The sequence below is a fragment of the Arthrobacter sp. sptzw42 genome, assembly GCF_059089685.1.
Window position 1 is genome coordinate 57408 of the sequence record NZ_JBNHEX010000017.1, and the last position, 17299, is coordinate 74706.

Genomic DNA, 17299 nt, shown 5'->3' on the forward strand with positions numbered 1-17299 from the left:
CATAAATATCGGCCATCGTGCATAAGTATTGCTGTATAGTCGAGGCCATGACTATTTCTGTTGCAGTCTCCGGGGCCAGCGGCTACGCGGGCGGAGAAGTGCTCCGCCTGCTCGCGGGCCATCCGGACGTGACCATCGGAGCGATCACCGCGCACAGCAACGCCGGTTCACGCCTGGGCGAGCTGCAGCCCCACCTGCACGGGCTGGCCGGCCGGATCCTCGAGGACACCACCGTGGAAAACCTTTCGGGCCACGACGTCGTGTTCCTCGCGCTGCCGCACGGGGCCTCCGCAGAGATTGCTGCCCAGCTTCCGGAAGGAACAGTGGTAATCGACGCCGGTGCGGACCACCGCCTGGAGGACCCGGCGGCATGGGAAAAATTCTACGGCTCAGCCCACGCCGGAACCTGGCCCTACGGCCTGCCCGAACTGCCCGGCCAGCGTGAAGCCCTCAAGGGCGCCAGCCGGATCGCCGTGCCCGGCTGCTACCCGACGTCGGCCCTGCTGGCCCTGACGCCCGGGTTCGCTGCCAACCTCCTCCAGCCCGACGACGTCGTGATTGTTTCCGCCTCCGGCACCTCAGGTGCGGGCAAGGCAGCGAAGGTCAACCTGATTGGCTCCGAGGTGATGGGCTCAATGAGCCCCTACGGCGTAGGCGGCGGCCACCGGCACACGCCCGAGATCGAGCAGGGCCTCTCCAACGCAGCAGGGGAGCAGGTGACAGTGTCGTTCACGCCCACCCTCGCACCGATGAGCCGCGGCATTCTCACCACGGCTACGGCGAAGGTGAAACCGGGTACTACTGCCGAACAGCTCCGCCAGGCGTGGACCGATGCGTACGGCGGCGAACCCTTCGTGCACGTGCTTCCGGACGGGCAGTGGCCCGCCACCAAGTCTGTCCAGGGATCAAACCACGCAGCCATGCAGCTGGCCTTTGACTCCCATTCCGGCCGCGTGATCGTCACCTGCGCCATAGACAACCTCACCAAGGGCACCGCCGGCGGCGCCGTCCAGTCCATGAACATTGCCCTCGGCCTGGCGGAAACCGCCGGGCTTGACCTGCAGGGAGTAGCCCCGTGACCATTACCGCACCCCGTGGCTTCCGGGCCGCCGGCGTTACCGCCGGACTCAAGACCTCCGGCAAGCCCGACCTCGCCCTGGTGGTCAATGACGGCCCGTCCAAGTCCGCTGCCGCCGTCTTCACCAGCAACCGGGTTGCAGCGGCCCCCGTCCACTGGTCCCGCCAGGTGGTTTCGGACGGCCGGGTGGACGCCGTGGTCCTGAACTCCGGCGGAGCCAACGCCTGCACCGGGCCTACCGGCTTCCAGAACACCCATAGCACGGCCGAAAAAGTGGCCGAAGTGCTGGGCCTTTCTGCTACTGACGTGTTCGTTTGCTCCACCGGCCTGATCGGCGAGCAGTTGCCCATGGACAAGATCCTTCCCGGCGTGGAGGCTGCCGCGGCTGCCCTCAGCACTGGCGGTGGACCGGACGCAGGCACCGCCATTATGACCACCGACTCGGTTCCGAAGGCGGCGCTGTTTATCGGCACCGACGCAGACGGCCAGGAGTTCACCATCGGCGGCATCGCCAAGGGGGCCGGCATGCTGGCGCCCGGACTCGCCACGATGCTGGTGGTCCTCACCACGGATGCCGCGGTGGAAGCGGAATTGCTCGACGTCGTCCTCCGCGATTCCACCCGCGTCACCTTTGACCGCGCGGACTCCGATGGCTGCATGTCCACCAATGACACAGTGGTCCTGCTCGCCTCCGGCGCCTCCGGGGCCGTGCCGTCCGCCGAGGCCTTCGGCGCCGGCCTCACCCAGGTCTGCGCGGAACTGGCGCGCAAACTCATTGCCGACGCCGAAGGTGCCAGCCACGACATCGCCATCCGCACCTTCAACGCGGCCAGCGAAGCGGACGCCGAAACAGTGTCCCGCTCCGTGGCCCGGTCCAACCTCTTTAAGGCCGCCATCTTCGGCAAGGACCCGAACTGGGGCCGGGTGCTCTCCGCTGTAGGCACCACGGACGCCGCTTTCGAACCCGACCAGCTGAACGTAGCCATGAACGGCGTCCAGATCTGCCGGAACGGCAGCATCGGGGATGACCGTGGACTGGTGGACCTGGAACCGCGCGAGGTCCTGGTGGAAATCGACCTGCAGGCCGGCAACGCCGAGGCCACCATTTGGACCAACGACCTCACCCACGACTACGTGCATGAGAACAGCGCCTACTCAAGCTGAACCGCCCAGCAGCCCGGCAACCCTGGAGATCCTGCCCATGAACACCCGTACCCGCGAGAACACCACCATGCTTGACGCCCAAAGCAAGGCCGGCACGCTGATCGAAGCGCTGCCTTGGATCCAGCGTTTTGCCGGCACCACCATGGTGATCAAGTACGGCGGCAACGCCATGGTCAACGATGAGCTGCGCCGTGCCTTCGCAGAGGACATCGTTTTCCTGCACCACGTGGGTGTCCACCCCGTGGTGGTCCACGGCGGCGGACCGCAGATCAACTCCATGCTTGCCCGGCTGGGTATCGAGTCCGAGTTCAAAGGCGGACTGCGCGTCACCACTCCGGAAGCCATGGACGTGGTGCGGATGGTCCTCACCGGCCAGGTGGGACGCGAGCTCGTGGGGCTCATCAACTCCCACGGCCCCTACGCGGTGGGCATGTCCGGTGAAGACGGCGGCCTGCTGCGGGCGGTCCGCACCGGCACTGTGGTGGACGGCGAAGAAGTCGATCTGGGCCTCGTGGGCGAAGTGGTGGGAGTAAACCCCGAAGGCGTCCTGGACATCCTCGCTGCCGGCCGGATTCCGGTGATCTCAACCGTCGCTCCGGAGATTGAGGGCGACGGGCTGCCTGCCGACGGCCGGGTCCAGACCACCGGGCAGGTGCTCAACGTCAACGCGGACACCGCCGCGGCCGCCCTGGCCGAGGCCCTGGGTGCCTCCAAACTGGTGATCCTCACCGACGTCGAGGGCCTTTACGCCAACTGGCCCGACAAGTCCTCGCTGATCTCCTCCTTGAAGGCATCGGACCTGCGGGAGCTCCTGCCCGCGCTTGAGTCGGGCATGATTCCGAAGATGGAAGCCTGCCTCAAAGCGATCGACGGCGGGGTGGAACGTGCCCACATCGTGGACGGGCGCCTCGCCCACTCCATGCTGCTGGAAACCTTCACGACGGCGGGCATCGGCACCCAGGTTGTTCCGGACGAGGAAGTAAACGCATGAACGAAACTCAGCAAACCCCGGTGGCGGAGCTCGTTGAGACTGCGGGCCACGCCGGGTCCGAGTGGCTGGCCCGGTACTCCACCTCCCTGATGGGCGTGTTCGGCACTCCTCAGCGGGTCCTGGTCCGCGGTGCCGGCTGCCTGGTCTGGGACGCGGACGGCAAGGAGTACCTTGACCTGCTCGGCGGCATCGCCGTCAACGCGCTGGGCCACGCCAACCCGTTCGTTACGTCGGTCATCTCCAGCCAGCTTGCCACTTTGGGCCACGTATCCAACTTCTTCACGAGCCCCACCCAGATTGCGCTGGCTGAGAAGCTCCTGGCCCTCACCAACGCGCCTTCCGGTTCCAAGGTGTTTTTCACCAACTCCGGAACGGAAGCCAACGAGGCCGCCTTCAAGCTGGCCCGCCGCAACGCCGGCTCCAAAGATGCGCCCAGAACCAAAATCATCGCCCTCGAAGGTGCCTTCCATGGCCGCACCATGGGCGCACTGGCCCTGACGGCCAAAGAAGCGTACCGGGCACCGTTCGAACCCCTGCCCGGCGGTGTGGTGCACCTTCCGTTCGGCGACATCACGGCCCTTGAAGCCGCAGTGGACAATACCGTGGCAGCAGTGTTCCTCGAGCCCATCCAGGGTGAAGCCGGCGTCCGCCCCCTGCCGGCCGGGTATCTCCGGGCAGCCCGGGAGCTGACTACCAAAGCGGGCGCGCTGCTGATCCTGGACGAAGTGCAGACCGGCATCGGCCGCACCGGCAAGTGGCTTGCCAGCGAGGACGCCGGCATAGAGCCGGACGCCGTCACCCTGGCAAAGGGCCTGGGCGGCGGGTTCCCAATCGGTGCCCTGGTCACGTTCGGTGAGCAGACGTCGTCGTTGCTGACCGCAGGCCAGCACGGCACCACGTTTGGCGGCAACCCGGTGGCCACCGCAGCGGCCCTCGCCACCTTGCACGCGATCGAAAGCCAGGACGTGCTGGCGAATGTGGAAAAGGTTGGGGAGCACCTGCGCTCCGCGGTGGAGGCCATTCCCGGCGTCACGGACGTCCGGGGAGAAGGCCTGCTTATCGGTTTCGACCTGGACGCCGACGTCGCCCCGGCAGTGGTCCAGGCGGGCCTGGACGCAGGCTTCATCGTCAACAGCCCGGGGCCCCGCACCATCCGACTGGCGCCGCCGCTGGTCCTCACCATCGCCCAGGCGGACTCCTTCCTCGCCGCCTTCCCGGCCATCCTCCAAGCAGCTAAGGACACCCAGTGACGTCAGCCACCCGCGCCACCCGGCACTTCCTCAAGGACACAGACCTCAGCCCTGCAGAACAGGCCGAGGTCCTGGACCTCGCCGTCCGCATGAAAGCGGAGCCGTACAGCGTCCAGCCCTTCGCCGCCGGCGGCAATGGCCGCAAAACCGTGGCCGTCATCTTCGATAAGACCTCCACCAGGACCCGCGTCTCCTTCGCCACCGGCATCGCCGACATGGGCGGCAACGCCCTCATCATCAATCCGGGCGAAGCGCAGATCGGGCACAAGGAATCCGTGGAGGACACCGCCAAGGTCCTCGAACGCATGGTGTCCACCATCGTCTGGCGCACCGGCCCGCATGCCGGCCTCGTGGCGATGGCCGGGAACTCCAAGGTCCCCGTCATTAACGCTTTGTGCGACGACTACCACCCGTGCCAGTTGCTCGCGGACCTGCTGGCCGTCAGGGAGCACAAGGGCGAACTCAAGGGCCTCACCATGAGTTACCTGGGGGACGCCGCCAACAACATGGCCAACTCCTACCTGCTGGCAGGCGTCACCGCGGGCATGCACGTACGCATTGCCGGTCCTGAGGGCTACCTGCCCGCAGCGGACATTGTGGCTGAAGCCGAGGAACGCGCAGCAGAAACTGGCGGTTCGGTGCTGGTCACGACTGATGCCGCGGCCGCGTTGAAGGGTGCCGACGTCGTGGCAACAGACACATGGGTTTCCATGGGCCAGGAAGCCGAGAAGGAGGCCCGGCTGCAGCTTTTCCGCGAGTACTCCGTAGACGAGGCAGCGATGGCGCACGCGGCGGAAGACGCCGTCGTGCTTCACTGCCTGCCCGCCTACCGCGGCTACGAAATTTCGGCGGGCGTGATCGACGGGCCGCAGTCCATCGTCTGGGACGAGGCCGAAAACCGGCTGCACGCCCAGAAGGCCCTGATGGCCTGGCTGATGCACCAGTCGGGTTTGGCATTCGTTGAAGGCCTGTCCCCGGTCGAAGGCAGCGGGGAGAGCACATTCTAGTGTCCGCCCAGCCGGCATCGCCGGGCTCCAGCCCCGCCACTAAAACAGCCCGCCAGGCTCGGATCACCGCCATCCTGACGGGTGAATCGGTGCGTTCCCAGGCCGAGCTGGCAGCATTGCTGGCGGACGACGGCGTGCAGGTCACCCAGGCGACGCTGTCAAGGGACCTCGTGGAACTCGGCGCAGTCAGGGTACGGGGCAGGGAGGGCGTGCTGGTGTACGCCGTCCCCGGGGAAGGCGGCGAGCGGGCGGCCAAGAGCGGAGTGAGCCAGGAGATCCTGGACGCGCGGCTGGCGCGGCTGTGCAGCGAACTCCTGGTCACCGCGGAAGCGTCGGCCAACATCGCAGTCCTCCGCACCCCGCCCGGCGCAGCCAACTTCCTGGCGTTGGCCATTGACCACTCGGTGATGCCCGCCATCCTGGGGACCATCGCCGGGGATGACACTGTGCTGCTGGTCTCCCGGGACCCGCAGGGCGGGCAGGACCTCGCTGCCAGGTTCCTGCAACTGGCTGAAGAAGCCGGGCAATAAGCTTGAAGACAACATCTACACCCTCAATTACAAGGAGCATTTGAAGTGACTGAACGCATCGTGCTGGCCTACTCCGGCGGCCTGGACACATCAGTAGCCATCGGCTGGATCGGTGAAGCTACCGGTGCCGAGGTCATCGCCGTAGCCGTCGACGTCGGACAGGGCGGCGAGTCCCTGGAGACCATCCGCCAGCGTGCCCTGGGCTGCGGCGCCGTCGAAGCCTACGTGGCCGACGCCTCCGACGAATTCGCCAACGAGTACTGCATGCCCACGCTGAAGGCCAACGGCCTCTACCAGGGCCACTACCCGCTGGTGTCCGCCATCTCCCGTCCGGTCATCGTCAAGCACCTGGTGAAGGCCGCCCGCGAATTCGGCGCCACCACCGTCGCCCACGGCTGCACCGGCAAGGGCAACGACCAGGTCCGCTTCGAGGTTGGCATCCAGACCCTCGGCCCGGACTTGAAGTGCATCGCCCCCGTCCGCGACCTCGCCCTCACCCGCGACAAGGCCATCGCCTTCGCCGAGGAAAAGGGCCTGCCGATCGAAACCACCAAGAAGAACCCGTACTCCATTGACCAGAACGTCTGGGGACGCGCGGTGGAGACGGGCTACCTCGAGGACATCTGGAACGCCCCCACCAAGGACATCTACGACTACACCGCCACCCCGGAGTTCCCGCCGGCACCGGATGAGGTCATCATCTCCTTCGAAGCCGGCGTTCCGGTAGCGATCGACGGCGTGAAGGTCACCCCGCTGCAGGCCATCAAGGAGCTCAACCGCCGTGCCGGCGCGCAGGGCGTGGGCCGGATTGACGTCGTAGAAGACCGCCTGGTGGGCATCAAGTCCCGTGAAATCTACGAGGCGCCCGGTGCCATGGCCCTGATCACCGCCCACAAGCACCTCGAAGACATCACTGTTGAGCGCGAGCAGGCCCGCTTCAAGGCCACGGTTGGGCAGCGCTGGTCAGAGCTGGTGTACGACGGACAGTGGTTCTCCCCGCTCAAGCGCTCCCTGGACGCCTTCATCGAGGACACCCAGAAGTACGTGTCCGGCGACATCCGCATGACCCTGCACGGCGGCCAGGCCATCGTCAACGGCCGCCGCTCCGACACCTCGCTCTACGACTTCAACCTGGCCACCTACGACACCGGCGACACGTTCGACCAGTCCATGGCCCGCGGCTTCATCGAACTGTGGGGCATGTCCGCCAAGGTCGCCTCCGGCCGCGACATCCGCGTCGCGGGAAAGTAAGACTCAATGGCTGAGCCCAAGGTTGAGGCGACCAACGCAGGCGCACTGTGGGGCGGCCGGTTCGCCGGCGGCCCTGCCGATGCCCTGGCGGCGCTGAGCAAGTCCACGCACTTCGATTGGCGGCTGGCCCGCTACGACATCGCCGGCTCGAAGGCCCACGCGCGTGTGCTGCACAAGGCCGGGCTGCTGGACGACGTCGAGCTGGAGGGCATGCTTGATGCCCTCACCCAGCTGGACGGGGACGTCGCATCCGGCGCCTACGTGCCGGCCGAATCCGACGAGGACGTGCACGGCTCGCTTGAACGCGGCCTGATCGAGCGCGCCGGACCGCAGCTGGGCGGAAAGCTTCGCGCCGGCCGGTCCCGCAACGACCAGGTGGCCACGTTGGGGCGGATGTTCCTGCGCGACCACGCCCGCATCATCGCCCGCGGCGTGCTGGACACAGTGGATGCCCTGGTAGGGCAGGCCAAGGCCCACCACGGCGTGGCCATGCCGGGCCGCACCCACTTGCAGCACGCCCAGCCGGTGCTGCTCAGCCACCACCTGCTGGCCCATGCCTGGGCGTTGCTGCGCGATGTGCAGCGGCTCCAGGACTGGGACAAGCGGGCAGGCGTTTCGCCGTACGGTTCGGGTGCCCTCGCCGGCTCCTCCCTGGGGCTGGACCCGGAAGCCGTTGCCGCGGACCTGGGCTTCTTCTCCGCGTCGCACAACTCGATTGACGGCACCGCGTCCCGCGATGTCTTCGCCGAGTTCGCCTGGGTGTGTTCCATGATCGGTGTGGATCTCTCGCGGGTGTCGGAGGAAGTCATCCTCTGGGCCACCAAGGAGTTCTCCTTCGTCACGCTGCACGATTCCTACTCCACGGGCTCGTCCATCATGCCGCAGAAGAAGAACCCGGACGTGGCGGAGCTGGCCCGCGGCAAGGCAGGGCGCCTGATCGGCAACCTGACCGGTCTGCTGGCCACGCTGAAGGGCCTGCCGCTGGCGTACAACCGCGACCTGCAGGAGGACAAGGAACCGGTGTTCGACGCCGCCGACACCCTGGAGCTGCTGCTTCCGGCCGTCTCCGGCATGATCGCCACCCTGACGTTCAACACCGAACGGATGGAGTCGCTGGCACCGCAGGGCTTCGCGCTGGCCACGGACATCGCCGAATGGCTGGTGCGCCAGGGCGTGCCGTTCCGGGAGGCGCATGAACTCTCCGGCGCGGCCGTCAAGCAGGCGGAATCCCGCGGCGTGGAGCTGTGGGACCTGACGGACCAGGAATACGCCGCCATCTCCGGGCACCTCACGCCGGAGGTCCGCACGGTCCTCTCCACCGAGGGTTCCCTCAACAGCCGCAACTCCCAGGGCGGAACCGCGCCGGCCGCCGTCGAACGCCAGCTGGCTGCACTGGAAGCCGAGCTGGCCGGCGTGCGGGAGTACGCGGGCTAACCGGCACGCTCTCTCACTTAATGCCGCTTTTCGGTCAGCGCTCTCTCACTATCCTCAAGAAAGTGAGAGAGCGTTGCCGATTTTCATGCCTTAAGTGGGAGAGCGTTCGTTTTATCGCCCGAAGCTCCCCGCTATCATGACGCCATGAGTGACTCCTTCCGCAGGCAACTCCGCGCGCTTCCCGACTTCCCGGCTGACCTGCCAGGCTTTGATCCGGAGACCGCGCCTTCGGATCCCGCAGAACTCTTCCGCCAATGGCTGGACGAGGCCCTGGCGGCGGGGGAGCGCCAGCCCCATGCGTGCAGCCTCGCCACCGTGGACGGCAGCGGGCAGCCGTCGTCGAGGATGCTGATCCTGAAGAACATTGACGACGACGGCTGGCACTTCGCCACGTCCCGCACCTCGCGTAAGGGCAGGGAGCTCACCGCCAACCCGCGCGCCGCCCTGAACTTCTACTGGCCATCACTGGGCAGGCAGGTCCGGGTGGCGGGTCCCGTCGGGGAGCTGTCGGCCGGGGCGTCGGCGCGGGACTGGGCGGAGCGGCCGCGGGCAGACGGCAGCACCAATCTCGACTGGCAGTTGTACGCCATCAGGCCGAAGGAGATCGAGTTTTGGCAGGCGAGCCACAGCGGCTCCCACATCCGGCACCGGTTTGGCCCGGACGGGGTTCTTCCCGGCTAGGATGAGCGCCATGACAGCTCCCGCACCCGAGGTCCTCCTCGCCGGACTCCATAAAGCCGCTGCAGGCCTTTCCTCCGATGTTGCCAGGCTCAATGACGAGGACGTGCGGGCGCCGTCGGCCCTGCCAGGCTGGACCCGCGGCCATGTCCTGGCGCACCTGACCGGAATCTGCAACGCCATGGCCCGCCAGCTTGAGTACGCCGCCCGCGAGGAGACGATCGAGCTTTACGACGGCGGTATGGCAGGCAGGAACAGGGCGATCGACATGGCTGCCGGCCACGACGCCGCAGCCCACCTGTCCGACCTGACAGCAGCCATGGAACGGGCAATCAAGAGGTTCGATGCGCTGCCCGGCATCAAGGATTCATCTGCCAACCACACCGGCTGGTACGCACCCATCAGCTACCGCGGGGGAGTTGTCCTCGACGGCGGCCTGGCACTGTGGCGGGAACTCGTCATACACAACTCTGACCTGCGCACGGGCAGGGGACCGGAAACCTGGAGCAGGGAGTTCTGCGGCCACCTGTTCGACTTCCTGGCGGCCAGGGTCCCGCCCGACGACAAACTGGTGCTTCAACCCCTGGGCCTCCCGCCGGTCAGCATCGGCAGCGGCAACAGGTCCATCGTGGTCGGCGGCATGATCACGGACATCGCTGCCTGGCTGGCAGGGCGTGAACCTACCCTGGGCAGCCTGCGGGCCTCCGCCGCGGCCGACGGCGTGGACCTGCCGGCCCTCCTGCCGTGGCCCGCAGGGACACCCACCGCGAACTAGCGGTTTCCACGCGTCTAACCGCAGTCAGGCGGCTTCGCGCGCCAGCAGGCTCTGTTTGATGGGCAGCCCCCAACGGAAGCCGCCCAGGGAGCCGTCAGTCCGGATAACGCGATGGCACGGGACGAACAGGGCTGCGGCGTTGAAGGCGCAGGCGCTGGCCGCTGCCCGGACGGCCTTTGGATTGCCGGCCAGCCCGGCGTACTCGGTGTACGTCACGGGCGAGCCCGGCCGCACCAGCCGCAACACGTCCCAGGCATGCACCCGGAACGGTCCGGACAACTGCCGCACGGGAACGTTCATCGCCGGTGCCGGGTCGCCGGCGTAAAAGGCTTCGACAGCGGCCGAGATTTCACCGAGTTCGCTGACCAGTTCCAGCGTGGCGGGCCGCAGCGACGGGTGGATCTGTCCGGTCAGATCACCGGGCTTGTCCGTCCAGCCGCTCGAGAGGACCACTCCGTCGCGGGCGAGGATGCTGAACGGGCCGTCCGGAGTGGACATCTGCAACAACTGGGCCTTCATCGGTTCACTTTCTCTGCTGTTCTGCTGCCTGCACTGCCGAGGACAGCCGGTGCACCCTGGGGCGGAGCGGCCGCGGGATGGGCTGCTTCGGGGAGGGCGGCTGCCCGCCACAGGTGCATGGTTGCGTAGGAGCGCCAAGGGCTCACTTCGCGGAAATCCGGGCTGAAGGTTCTTCCGTCCCGAGCACCCAACGAGGGATCTGCCCCTCGCTCCAGGGCCCTGATCCCGTTCCGCACGGCCGCGTCGTTGGCCAGGAACACATCCGGCGCGCCGAGGACACGCATCGCAAGGTAGCCCGCCGTCCAGGGTCCCACACCGGCCAAGGGAAGCAACTTCGCGTTCAGGCTTGCGGGGTCGTCGCCATAGCCGAAGTCGAGCGAACCCTCCGCCAAGGCGGAAGCTGCTGCACGGAGGGCGTCGATGCGTTTCCGCGGTCCGCGAAGGAGGGCCCAGCCGTCGGCGGCTATCTCACCTGGGGTGGGAAACATCCGGTCAAGGCCCTCGCCGGGGTTGCGGCTTGAACTTCCGACGGCGGCCAGCCGGGTAAGGGCGGTCCGCGCCGCAGCCACGGTAACCTGCTGGCCGATCATCGCCCTAATCAGCATTTCGGCAGGATCCAGGGCCCCGGGCATCCGGATTCCGGGGGTGCCGGCAACAGCGGACGCGAGCCTCCTGTCTTCGGCGAGGGCACTGTCGATGGCGACCGGATCGGCATCGAGGTCGAACAGTCGCCTGACCCGGCTCAGCAATGCCGGCAGGTCCCGGAGGTCCACCGCGCCGATGGTGAGGGTCAGCGGCCGGCCGGGAGCGCCGGCGTCGTACTCGGTCTTAAAGCGCGCATCCCCATGGGGAAGCCGCAAAGTCCGGGCGTAGGACGTTGCCGTTCCTGCTTCTATCCCCGGGAGGGTGCGCACTGCGAGAAAGGAGAAGACGCCGGGGTCGAAAGGCTCCCGGTACGGAAGGCTTAGGGTCAGCGCGGTAGAGCCGGCAGTGGTCCTTGGATGCCTGGCGGCGCGGAGAGCGGTGGGGGTCATGTCGAAGACTTCCGCCATGGTTTCGTTGAACTGGCGCACGCTGCTGAAGCCTGCCGCGAACGCTACATCCGCCAGCTTCATCGATGTGGAAACCAGCAGGGCGCGCGCCGTCTGGGCCCGGCCGGCACGCGCGAGCGAAAGGGGACCGGCGCCCAGTTCCTGGCTGAGGATGCGGTTCAGTTGGCGGGAGGAATAACCAAGGCGCGCGGCCAGGCCGTCGACGCCGTCCCTGTTCACCACGCCGTCGTTGATCAGCCGCATGGCGCGCCCTGCAATGTCCTGCCGCACGTTCCAGGCCGGCGTTCCCGGAACCGCCTCGGGGAGGCAGCGCTTGCAGGCCCGGTAGCCGGCGTCGTGCGCTGCGGCTGATGTCTCATAGAAGGTGACGTTCGCCGCCTTCGGGGTCCTGGCCGGACACGACGGGCGGCAGTAGATGCCGGTAGTCCGGACGGCGGTATAGAACTGCCCGTCGAACCGGGTGTCCCGGGCATCTATTGCCCGGTAGCGCTGCCAGAAGTCCACCACTCCATCCTGCCAGCAGCGCCGGGGCGGGGCTAGCGGAAATCGGACATCGCCGTCAACCCCGCCAGGGCGTCGCGGGGACGCTCCTTTTACGGTCTTTGGATAGAGTCTGGCCATGAACACAAGTCCCCCGCCGGCGCGGGAACCGCTGAGGGAATTCCTGTCCGGCGATGCCCGGGAACTCGCGCCCGCGCTGCTGGGCGCGATCCTAACCCATGATTCCCGGGAGGGCCGGGTCTCCGTCCGGCTTACCGAAGTGGAGGCCTACCTAGGCCCGGAGGATTCCCTGCACCCGGATCCGGGCTCGCACACCTTCCGCGGGCCCACCCCCCGGAACACGCCGATGTTTGGCCCGGCGGGACACCTGTACGTTTACTTCACCTACGGCATGCACCACTGCACGAACATCGTGTGCGGTCCGGCCGGCGTCGCCTCGGCACTGCTGCTGCGCGCCGGAGAAATCGTGGAGGGGCTCGAGCTGGCACGGCACCGCCGGCCTACCTCGAAAAATCCCGCTGACCTCGCAAGCGGCCCCGCCCGGCTCGCCAAAGCTCTGGGCCTGACAACCGCGTACAGCGGCCGTGACGCCTTGGTGCCGCCCTTCGGGCTGGTGCTCCCGGAACGGCCGGTCGCGCAGGTCAGCTCGGGCCCCAGAGTGGGAGTGTCCGGCGTCGGCGGATCCGGGCAGTACGCCTGGCGGTTCTGGGTCACCGGCGATCCCACGGTCTCGAAGTACAAGGCGGCCAAGCCAAGAACGCCATAGTTTCGCAAGCGTTAACGGAAATGGTTGTAGAATAGTAGGTCTGTCTTTTGCGATAGGGGAACGTTAAATGCTTGACGCCGATTTGGCCCACGAACGGGACTATGTTGCCGGGCTGTACGCCCGGCTGGAGGAGTTGCGCGAGGAAAAGCGCAGGCAGCTCGCGCAGGTCCGGCGGGCAGGGGCCGTGGGAACCATGCAGAACGTTTCCGAGCGTGACGCTTTCGCCGCTCTGTACGAGGACCGCCTGGCGCAGCTGGATGCCGTTGACGACCGGCTGGTCTTCGGGCGTTTGGACCTGGACTCCGGGGAAGCGCAGTACATCGGCCGCATCGGCCTCACCACCGAGGACCTGCAGCGGCTCATGGTTGACTGGCGCGCGCCCGAAGCCGGCCACTTCTACCAGGCCACCGCCTTCGACCGGCAGGGCGTCCGCCGCCGCCGGCACCTGATCCTGCAGGGCCGCGAGGTCAAAGCCATCGAGGACGATGTGCTGGACGCTGACATGCTGGCCGACGACGAATCCCTGCAGGGCGAAGGCGCCCTGCTCGCCGCCCTGAACTCCAGGCGCACCGGCCGGATGTCGGACATCGTCAGCACCATCCAGTCCGAACAGGACCGCATCATCCGGTCCTCCATCTCCGGCGCCGTGGTGGTACAGGGCGGCCCGGGTACCGGCAAGACCGCCGTGGCACTGCACCGCGCCGCCTACCTGCTGTACACCCACCGCGACCGCCTCAAGTCGGCGGGCGTCCTGCTGGTGGGCCCGTCGTCGTCGTTCATGAAGTACATCGAAAGGGTGCTGCCCTCCCTCGGTGAGACCGGCGTCGTTATGGCCAGTGTCGGCCGCCTGATGCCGGGCATCAACGCTGTCCCGGAACCGCACGCCGACGTGGCGGCCATCAAAGGCCGCCTCGGCATGGCCACAGTGGTGGCCAACGCCGTCGCCAACCGCCAGCGGATCCCCGCCGAGGACCGGATCCTGGAAGTGGACGGCCGAAAGCTCGTGCTGACGCCGCGCCAGGTGCGCCGCGCCCGCGAACGCGCCCGTTCCACCGGCAAGCCGCACAATGAAGCACGGGTGACGTTCGTCAAGATCCTGCTCCGCGAACTGACCGAGCAGATGACCGAGCTTGTGGAAGCCGCCAACATCGGCAATAACGCGGACCGGTCCTACCTGGCGGAGGATGTCCGCACTGCGCGTGACGTTCGGATCGCCCTCAACCTCTGCTGGATGCCCATGACGCCCGAGAAGCTGATCTCGGAGCTGTTCAGTAAGCCCGCCATCCTCGAATTCTGCACCCCGGGCTTTTCGGCCGCGGAACGGGCTCTGCTGCAGCGCCCCGCGGATGCCCCGTGGACCGAATCGGACGTTCCCCTGCTGGACGAGGCCGCCGAGCTGCTGGGCGAGCTGGACCCGGCGGCCGGGCGTGGACTGGCGCAGCAGGAGCACGACCGCGCCCGCGACCTTGCCAACGCCAAGCAGACCCTGGTCAACATGGAGGCGGCAGGGGTGGACCCGTTGATGTCCGCCGAGGAGCTGGCCGAGCAGAACCAGGAACAGGAAGCGCGGCTGACGGCTGCCGAGCGCGCCACGAGCGACCGCACGTGGGCCTTCGGCCACATTGTGGTGGACGAGGCGCAGGAGCTGTCACCCATGCAGTGGCGGCTGCTGGTCCGCCGCTGCCCCCTGAAGTCGTTCACCATTGTTGGAGACATCGCGCAGACGAGTTCCGTTGCCGGCGCCAACTCATGGCAGGGCGCCCTGGCCCCAATGTTCGGTGACCGCTGGCAGCTGGAGGAGCTGACCGTCAACTACCGCACACCGTCCCAGATTGCTGAGGCAGCGGTCCGGATGGCCAATGCCGCGGGACTTGTCGTCTCCGCACCCAAGGCAGTCCGGGAAGGACGCTGGTCGCCCGTTATTGACGAAGTGGACGAGGGCCAAGTGGTCAGCCGTCTGGTGGAAGTCCTGCCTGAGGAACTGGAAGCGCTCGACGGCGGCCTGCTGGCCGTCATCGCTGACGGTCACCTTTTGCCCGAGGCCATGGCCGCTCTGCGCGCCGTGTACGGCCGCCGCATCGGGACCGGCGCCGGCGGGTACGAGCAGGACATTGTGGTCATCAGCCCCCGTGAGGCCAAGGGGCTGGAGTTCGACGGCGTGGTGGTACTGGAGCCCGGCATGATGCTGAACCATGAGCACGGCAAGGTGGGGGACCTGTACGTGGCCATGACCCGCGCAACGCAGCGGCTGCGCCTGATTGCTGCCGGGCCGGTTCCTGCGGGAATCGAGCGCTGAGCGCCGGTTGGGGGTTGTCCTTTCCGGTGCGGGCGCAGGCGCTGTTCACTCACCGCCTGCGCCCGGTAATACTGCTAACTTAGAAGGCGTGTCAGAACTCAACAGCCTCGAATCGCAACACAACGACCCCACTTTTGCCAACGTCTGGCAGGAACTGAAGTGGCGTGGCCTGGTCCACGTCTCCACCGACGAAGCAGAGCTGGAAAATCTCCTCGCCGGCGGACCGGTCACGTACTATTGCGGCTTCGATCCCACTGCTCCGAGCCTCCACCTGGGCAATCTGGTCCAGCTGCTCGTGATGCGGCGGCTGCAGCTGGCCGGCCACAGGCCCCTCGGGCTGGTGGGCGGTTCCACCGGCATGATTGGCGATCCCCGCCCTACAGCCGAGCGCACCCTGAACACCAAGGACACTGTCGCGGAGTGGGTGGGATACCTCCAGGCGCAGGTCCGCAGGTTCCTCAGCTTCGATGGTGACAACGCGGCACGGATGGTCAACAACCTGGACTGGACGGCGCCGCTGAGCGCGATCGATTTCCTGCGGGAGGTGGGCAAGCACTTCCGTGTGGGCACCATGCTGCGCAAGGACGCCGTCGCGTCGCGGCTGAATTCCGACGAGGGCATCAGCTACACCGAGTTCAGCTACCAGATCCTGCAGGGTATGGACTACCTCCAGCTGTACCGTGACTACGGCTGCATGCTGCAGACCGGCGGCTCCGACCAATGGGGCAACCTCACCAGCGGAACCGAACTGATCCGGAAGGTGGAGGGCAAAAGCGTCCATGCCCTGGGTACACCGCTGATCACCAATTCGGACGGGACCAAGTTCGGGAAGAGCGAGGGCAACGCCATTTGGCTCGATGCCGGCATGTGCAGCCCGTACGCCTTTTACCAGTTCTGGCTCAACACTGCCGATGCTGACGTGGTGGACCGGCTGAAGGTGTTCACGTTCCTGACCCGTGCTGAAATCGAGGAAATTGCCACGGCAGTTGCCGAGCGCCCGTTCGCCCGTGAAGGCCAGCGGAAGCTTGCCTTCGAAGTGACCTCCCTCGTCCACGGAGTGGAAGCCACCGAGAAGGTGATTGCAGCCTCTGCGGCGCTCTTCGGAAACGGCGATCTGTCGGCTTTGGACAAGCCCACGCTCCAGGCAGCCACCTCCGAACTTCCTTCGGCCGTGGTCCAGGTGGACGCCCTGGGAATAGTCGACCTGCTGGTGGCCTCTGGGCTGTCGGAAAGCAAATCCGCTGCCCGTCGCACTGTGGGTGAAGGCGGCGCCTACGTCAACAACGAAAAGGTGTCAGACCCGGAAGCGGTGATTTCGGAGACCGAACTGCTGCACGGGCAGTACCTGCTCCTGCGCCGGGGCAAGAAGAACCTGGCAACGGTGGAAGTGCTGGTTCCCTAGCCTCGTTCCGGACCCGCTTTAGAGCCCCTGCACGCTCCTCCGCAGCCGATTTGCACGGCCGCGGGGGAGCGTGTAATGTTTTTCCAGTCGCCGCCGCTGAAGCGGAAAAATAGCGACCGACCCCCAACAAAAAGTGAAGCAACTTCACCATGTGCGGAAGCGCTGGACCGAAGAAATGCTCTATTTTATGCTGGGCGCATTTTTTTCCATTGAGTGAATTCCGGGAAAACAACCGGATTTGCAAAGTGAAAATGAATGAAATAGTATTGAAACATCGCAGCGAAGAAATACGAATTAGAAATTCACTAGGTGGATTTATTCGGGAATATTCGAATGTGTCTGTTGTTTGAGAACTCAATAGTGTGCCAAGTTTGTTGATACCGATTGTTTTTTGATTGGTTGAATTTGCCGGGCTGTCCGCCCCTGTGGGTGGTCTGGTTTTTACAGCTGGTTTCAAATTTTTGCTGTCTGGTTGCTGCGTTATTTCCGTGGTGGTTGGGTGGTTTTCGTTTTTGTTTTACTTCAACGGAGAGTTTGATCCTGGCTCAGGATGAACGCTGGCGGCGTGCTTAACACATGCAAGTCGAACGATGATCCGGTGCTTG

15 protein-coding genes and 1 rRNA gene are annotated in these 17299 nt (G+C 66.3%); 14 read left to right on the plus strand and 2 right to left on the minus strand.

Annotation, left to right across the window (positions count from 1 at the left end):
- The first annotated feature begins 47 nt into the window (after window positions 1–47).
- From argC to AC5RT4_RS16775, 10 genes are all read left to right on the plus strand, one after another.
- Window positions 48–1079: an N-acetyl-gamma-glutamyl-phosphate reductase gene (gene argC / locus AC5RT4_RS16730; RefSeq protein WP_494106495.1), complete on the plus strand. Its 1032-nt coding sequence runs from the start codon at window positions 48–50 to the stop codon at window positions 1077–1079.
- Complete coding sequence (gene argJ, locus AC5RT4_RS16735) at window positions 1076–2242, plus strand: bifunctional glutamate N-acetyltransferase/amino-acid acetyltransferase ArgJ (RefSeq protein ID WP_494106496.1); 1167 nt, start codon at window positions 1076–1078, stop codon at window positions 2240–2242. The genes argC and argJ overlap by 4 nt, the downstream gene beginning before the upstream one ends.
- A 37-nt stretch (window positions 2243–2279) precedes the next feature.
- Entirely contained in the window at window positions 2280–3233 is a 954-nt protein-coding gene (argB, locus tag AC5RT4_RS16740; protein WP_494041326.1) for an acetylglutamate kinase, read from the plus strand.
- Window positions 3230–4483 carry an acetylornithine transaminase gene (locus tag AC5RT4_RS16745; protein WP_494040807.1) on the plus strand — a complete coding sequence of 418 codons (1254 nt, stop codon included), beginning with the start codon at window positions 3230–3232 and terminating at the stop codon, window positions 4481–4483. The genes argB and AC5RT4_RS16745 overlap by 4 nt, the downstream gene beginning before the upstream one ends.
- Window positions 4480–5490, plus strand: coding sequence for an ornithine carbamoyltransferase (gene argF, locus AC5RT4_RS16750; protein WP_494040806.1), 1011 nt, complete (start codon window positions 4480–4482; stop codon window positions 5488–5490). Before AC5RT4_RS16745 ends, argF begins: the two co-directional genes overlap by 4 nt.
- Window positions 5490–6020, plus strand: coding sequence for an arginine repressor (locus tag AC5RT4_RS16755; protein ID WP_494106497.1), 531 nt, complete (start codon window positions 5490–5492; stop codon window positions 6018–6020). Before argF ends, AC5RT4_RS16755 begins: the two co-directional genes overlap by 1 nt.
- A 45-nt stretch (window positions 6021–6065) precedes the next feature.
- Window positions 6066–7271, plus strand: a complete 1206-nt coding sequence (locus AC5RT4_RS16760; RefSeq protein WP_494040804.1) for an argininosuccinate synthase — start codon at window positions 6066–6068, stop codon at window positions 7269–7271.
- Between the two features lie 6 nt (window positions 7272–7277).
- Window positions 7278–8705: an argininosuccinate lyase gene (gene argH / locus AC5RT4_RS16765; protein WP_494040803.1), complete on the plus strand. Its 1428-nt coding sequence runs from the start codon at window positions 7278–7280 to the stop codon at window positions 8703–8705.
- 144 nt (window positions 8706–8849) lie between these two features.
- Window positions 8850–9386: a pyridoxine/pyridoxamine 5'-phosphate oxidase gene (locus AC5RT4_RS16770; RefSeq protein WP_494106498.1), complete on the plus strand. Its 537-nt coding sequence runs from the start codon at window positions 8850–8852 to the stop codon at window positions 9384–9386.
- A 10-nt stretch (window positions 9387–9396) separates the two neighbouring features.
- Window positions 9397–10158 (plus strand): maleylpyruvate isomerase family mycothiol-dependent enzyme, encoded by a 762-nt coding sequence (locus tag AC5RT4_RS16775; protein WP_494040801.1) that lies wholly within the window; start codon window positions 9397–9399, stop codon window positions 10156–10158.
- A gap of 24 nt (window positions 10159–10182) precedes the next feature.
- On the opposite strand, the gene AC5RT4_RS16780 is transcribed toward AC5RT4_RS16775, so the two are convergent.
- Entirely contained in the window at window positions 10183–10677 is a 495-nt protein-coding gene (locus AC5RT4_RS16780; protein ID WP_494106499.1) for a methylated-DNA--[protein]-cysteine S-methyltransferase, read from the minus strand.
- Window positions 10674–12233, minus strand: coding sequence for a DNA-3-methyladenine glycosylase 2 family protein (locus tag AC5RT4_RS16785; protein ID WP_494106500.1), 1560 nt, complete (start codon window positions 12231–12233; stop codon window positions 10674–10676). Before AC5RT4_RS16785 ends, AC5RT4_RS16780 begins: the two co-directional genes overlap by 4 nt.
- Window positions 12234–12348: 115 nt before the next feature.
- Here AC5RT4_RS16785 and AC5RT4_RS16790 point away from each other — a divergent pair, with 115 nt between their 5' ends.
- The 4 genes from AC5RT4_RS16790 to AC5RT4_RS16805 form a co-directional block, all read left to right on the plus strand.
- Window positions 12349–12996 carry a DNA-3-methyladenine glycosylase gene (locus AC5RT4_RS16790; protein ID WP_494106501.1) on the plus strand — a complete coding sequence of 216 codons (648 nt, stop codon included), beginning with the start codon at window positions 12349–12351 and terminating at the stop codon, window positions 12994–12996.
- 67 nt (window positions 12997–13063) lie between these two features.
- On the plus strand, window positions 13064–15292 hold the full coding sequence (locus AC5RT4_RS16795) for a HelD family protein (RefSeq protein WP_494106502.1): 2229 nt from the start codon (window positions 13064–13066) through the stop codon (window positions 15290–15292).
- A gap of 88 nt (window positions 15293–15380) precedes the next feature.
- Window positions 15381–16694 (plus strand): tyrosine--tRNA ligase, encoded by a 1314-nt coding sequence (tyrS, locus tag AC5RT4_RS16800; protein ID WP_494106503.1) that lies wholly within the window; start codon window positions 15381–15383, stop codon window positions 16692–16694.
- Between the two features lie 522 nt (window positions 16695–17216).
- Window positions 17217–17299, plus strand: a 16S ribosomal RNA gene (locus AC5RT4_RS16805); the annotation flags it as partial.

Bases quoted from the DNA above. Each gene is read 5' to 3' on its own strand.
- argC (WP_494106495.1), top strand. From the start codon at position 48: ATGACTATTTCTGTTGCAGTCTCCGGGGCCAGCGGCTACGCGGGCGGA.
- argB (WP_494041326.1), top strand. From the start codon at position 2,280: ATGAACACCCGTACCCGCGAGAACACCACCATGCTTGACGCCCAAAGC.
- AC5RT4_RS16745 (WP_494040807.1), top strand. From the start codon at position 3,230: ATGAACGAAACTCAGCAAACCCCGGTGGCGGAGCTCGTTGAGACTGCG.
- argH (WP_494040803.1), top strand. From the start codon at position 7,278: ATGGCTGAGCCCAAGGTTGAGGCGACCAACGCAGGCGCACTGTGGGGC.
- AC5RT4_RS16770 (WP_494106498.1), top strand. From the start codon at position 8,850: ATGAGTGACTCCTTCCGCAGGCAACTCCGCGCGCTTCCCGACTTCCCG.
- AC5RT4_RS16775 (WP_494040801.1), top strand. From the start codon at position 9,397: ATGACAGCTCCCGCACCCGAGGTCCTCCTCGCCGGACTCCATAAAGCC.
- AC5RT4_RS16780 (WP_494106499.1), bottom strand. From the start codon at position 10,677: ATGAAGGCCCAGTTGTTGCAGATGTCCACTCCGGACGGCCCGTTCAGC.
- AC5RT4_RS16790 (WP_494106501.1), top strand. From the start codon at position 12,349: ATGAACACAAGTCCCCCGCCGGCGCGGGAACCGCTGAGGGAATTCCTG.
- AC5RT4_RS16795 (WP_494106502.1), top strand. From the start codon at position 13,064: ATGCTTGACGCCGATTTGGCCCACGAACGGGACTATGTTGCCGGGCTG.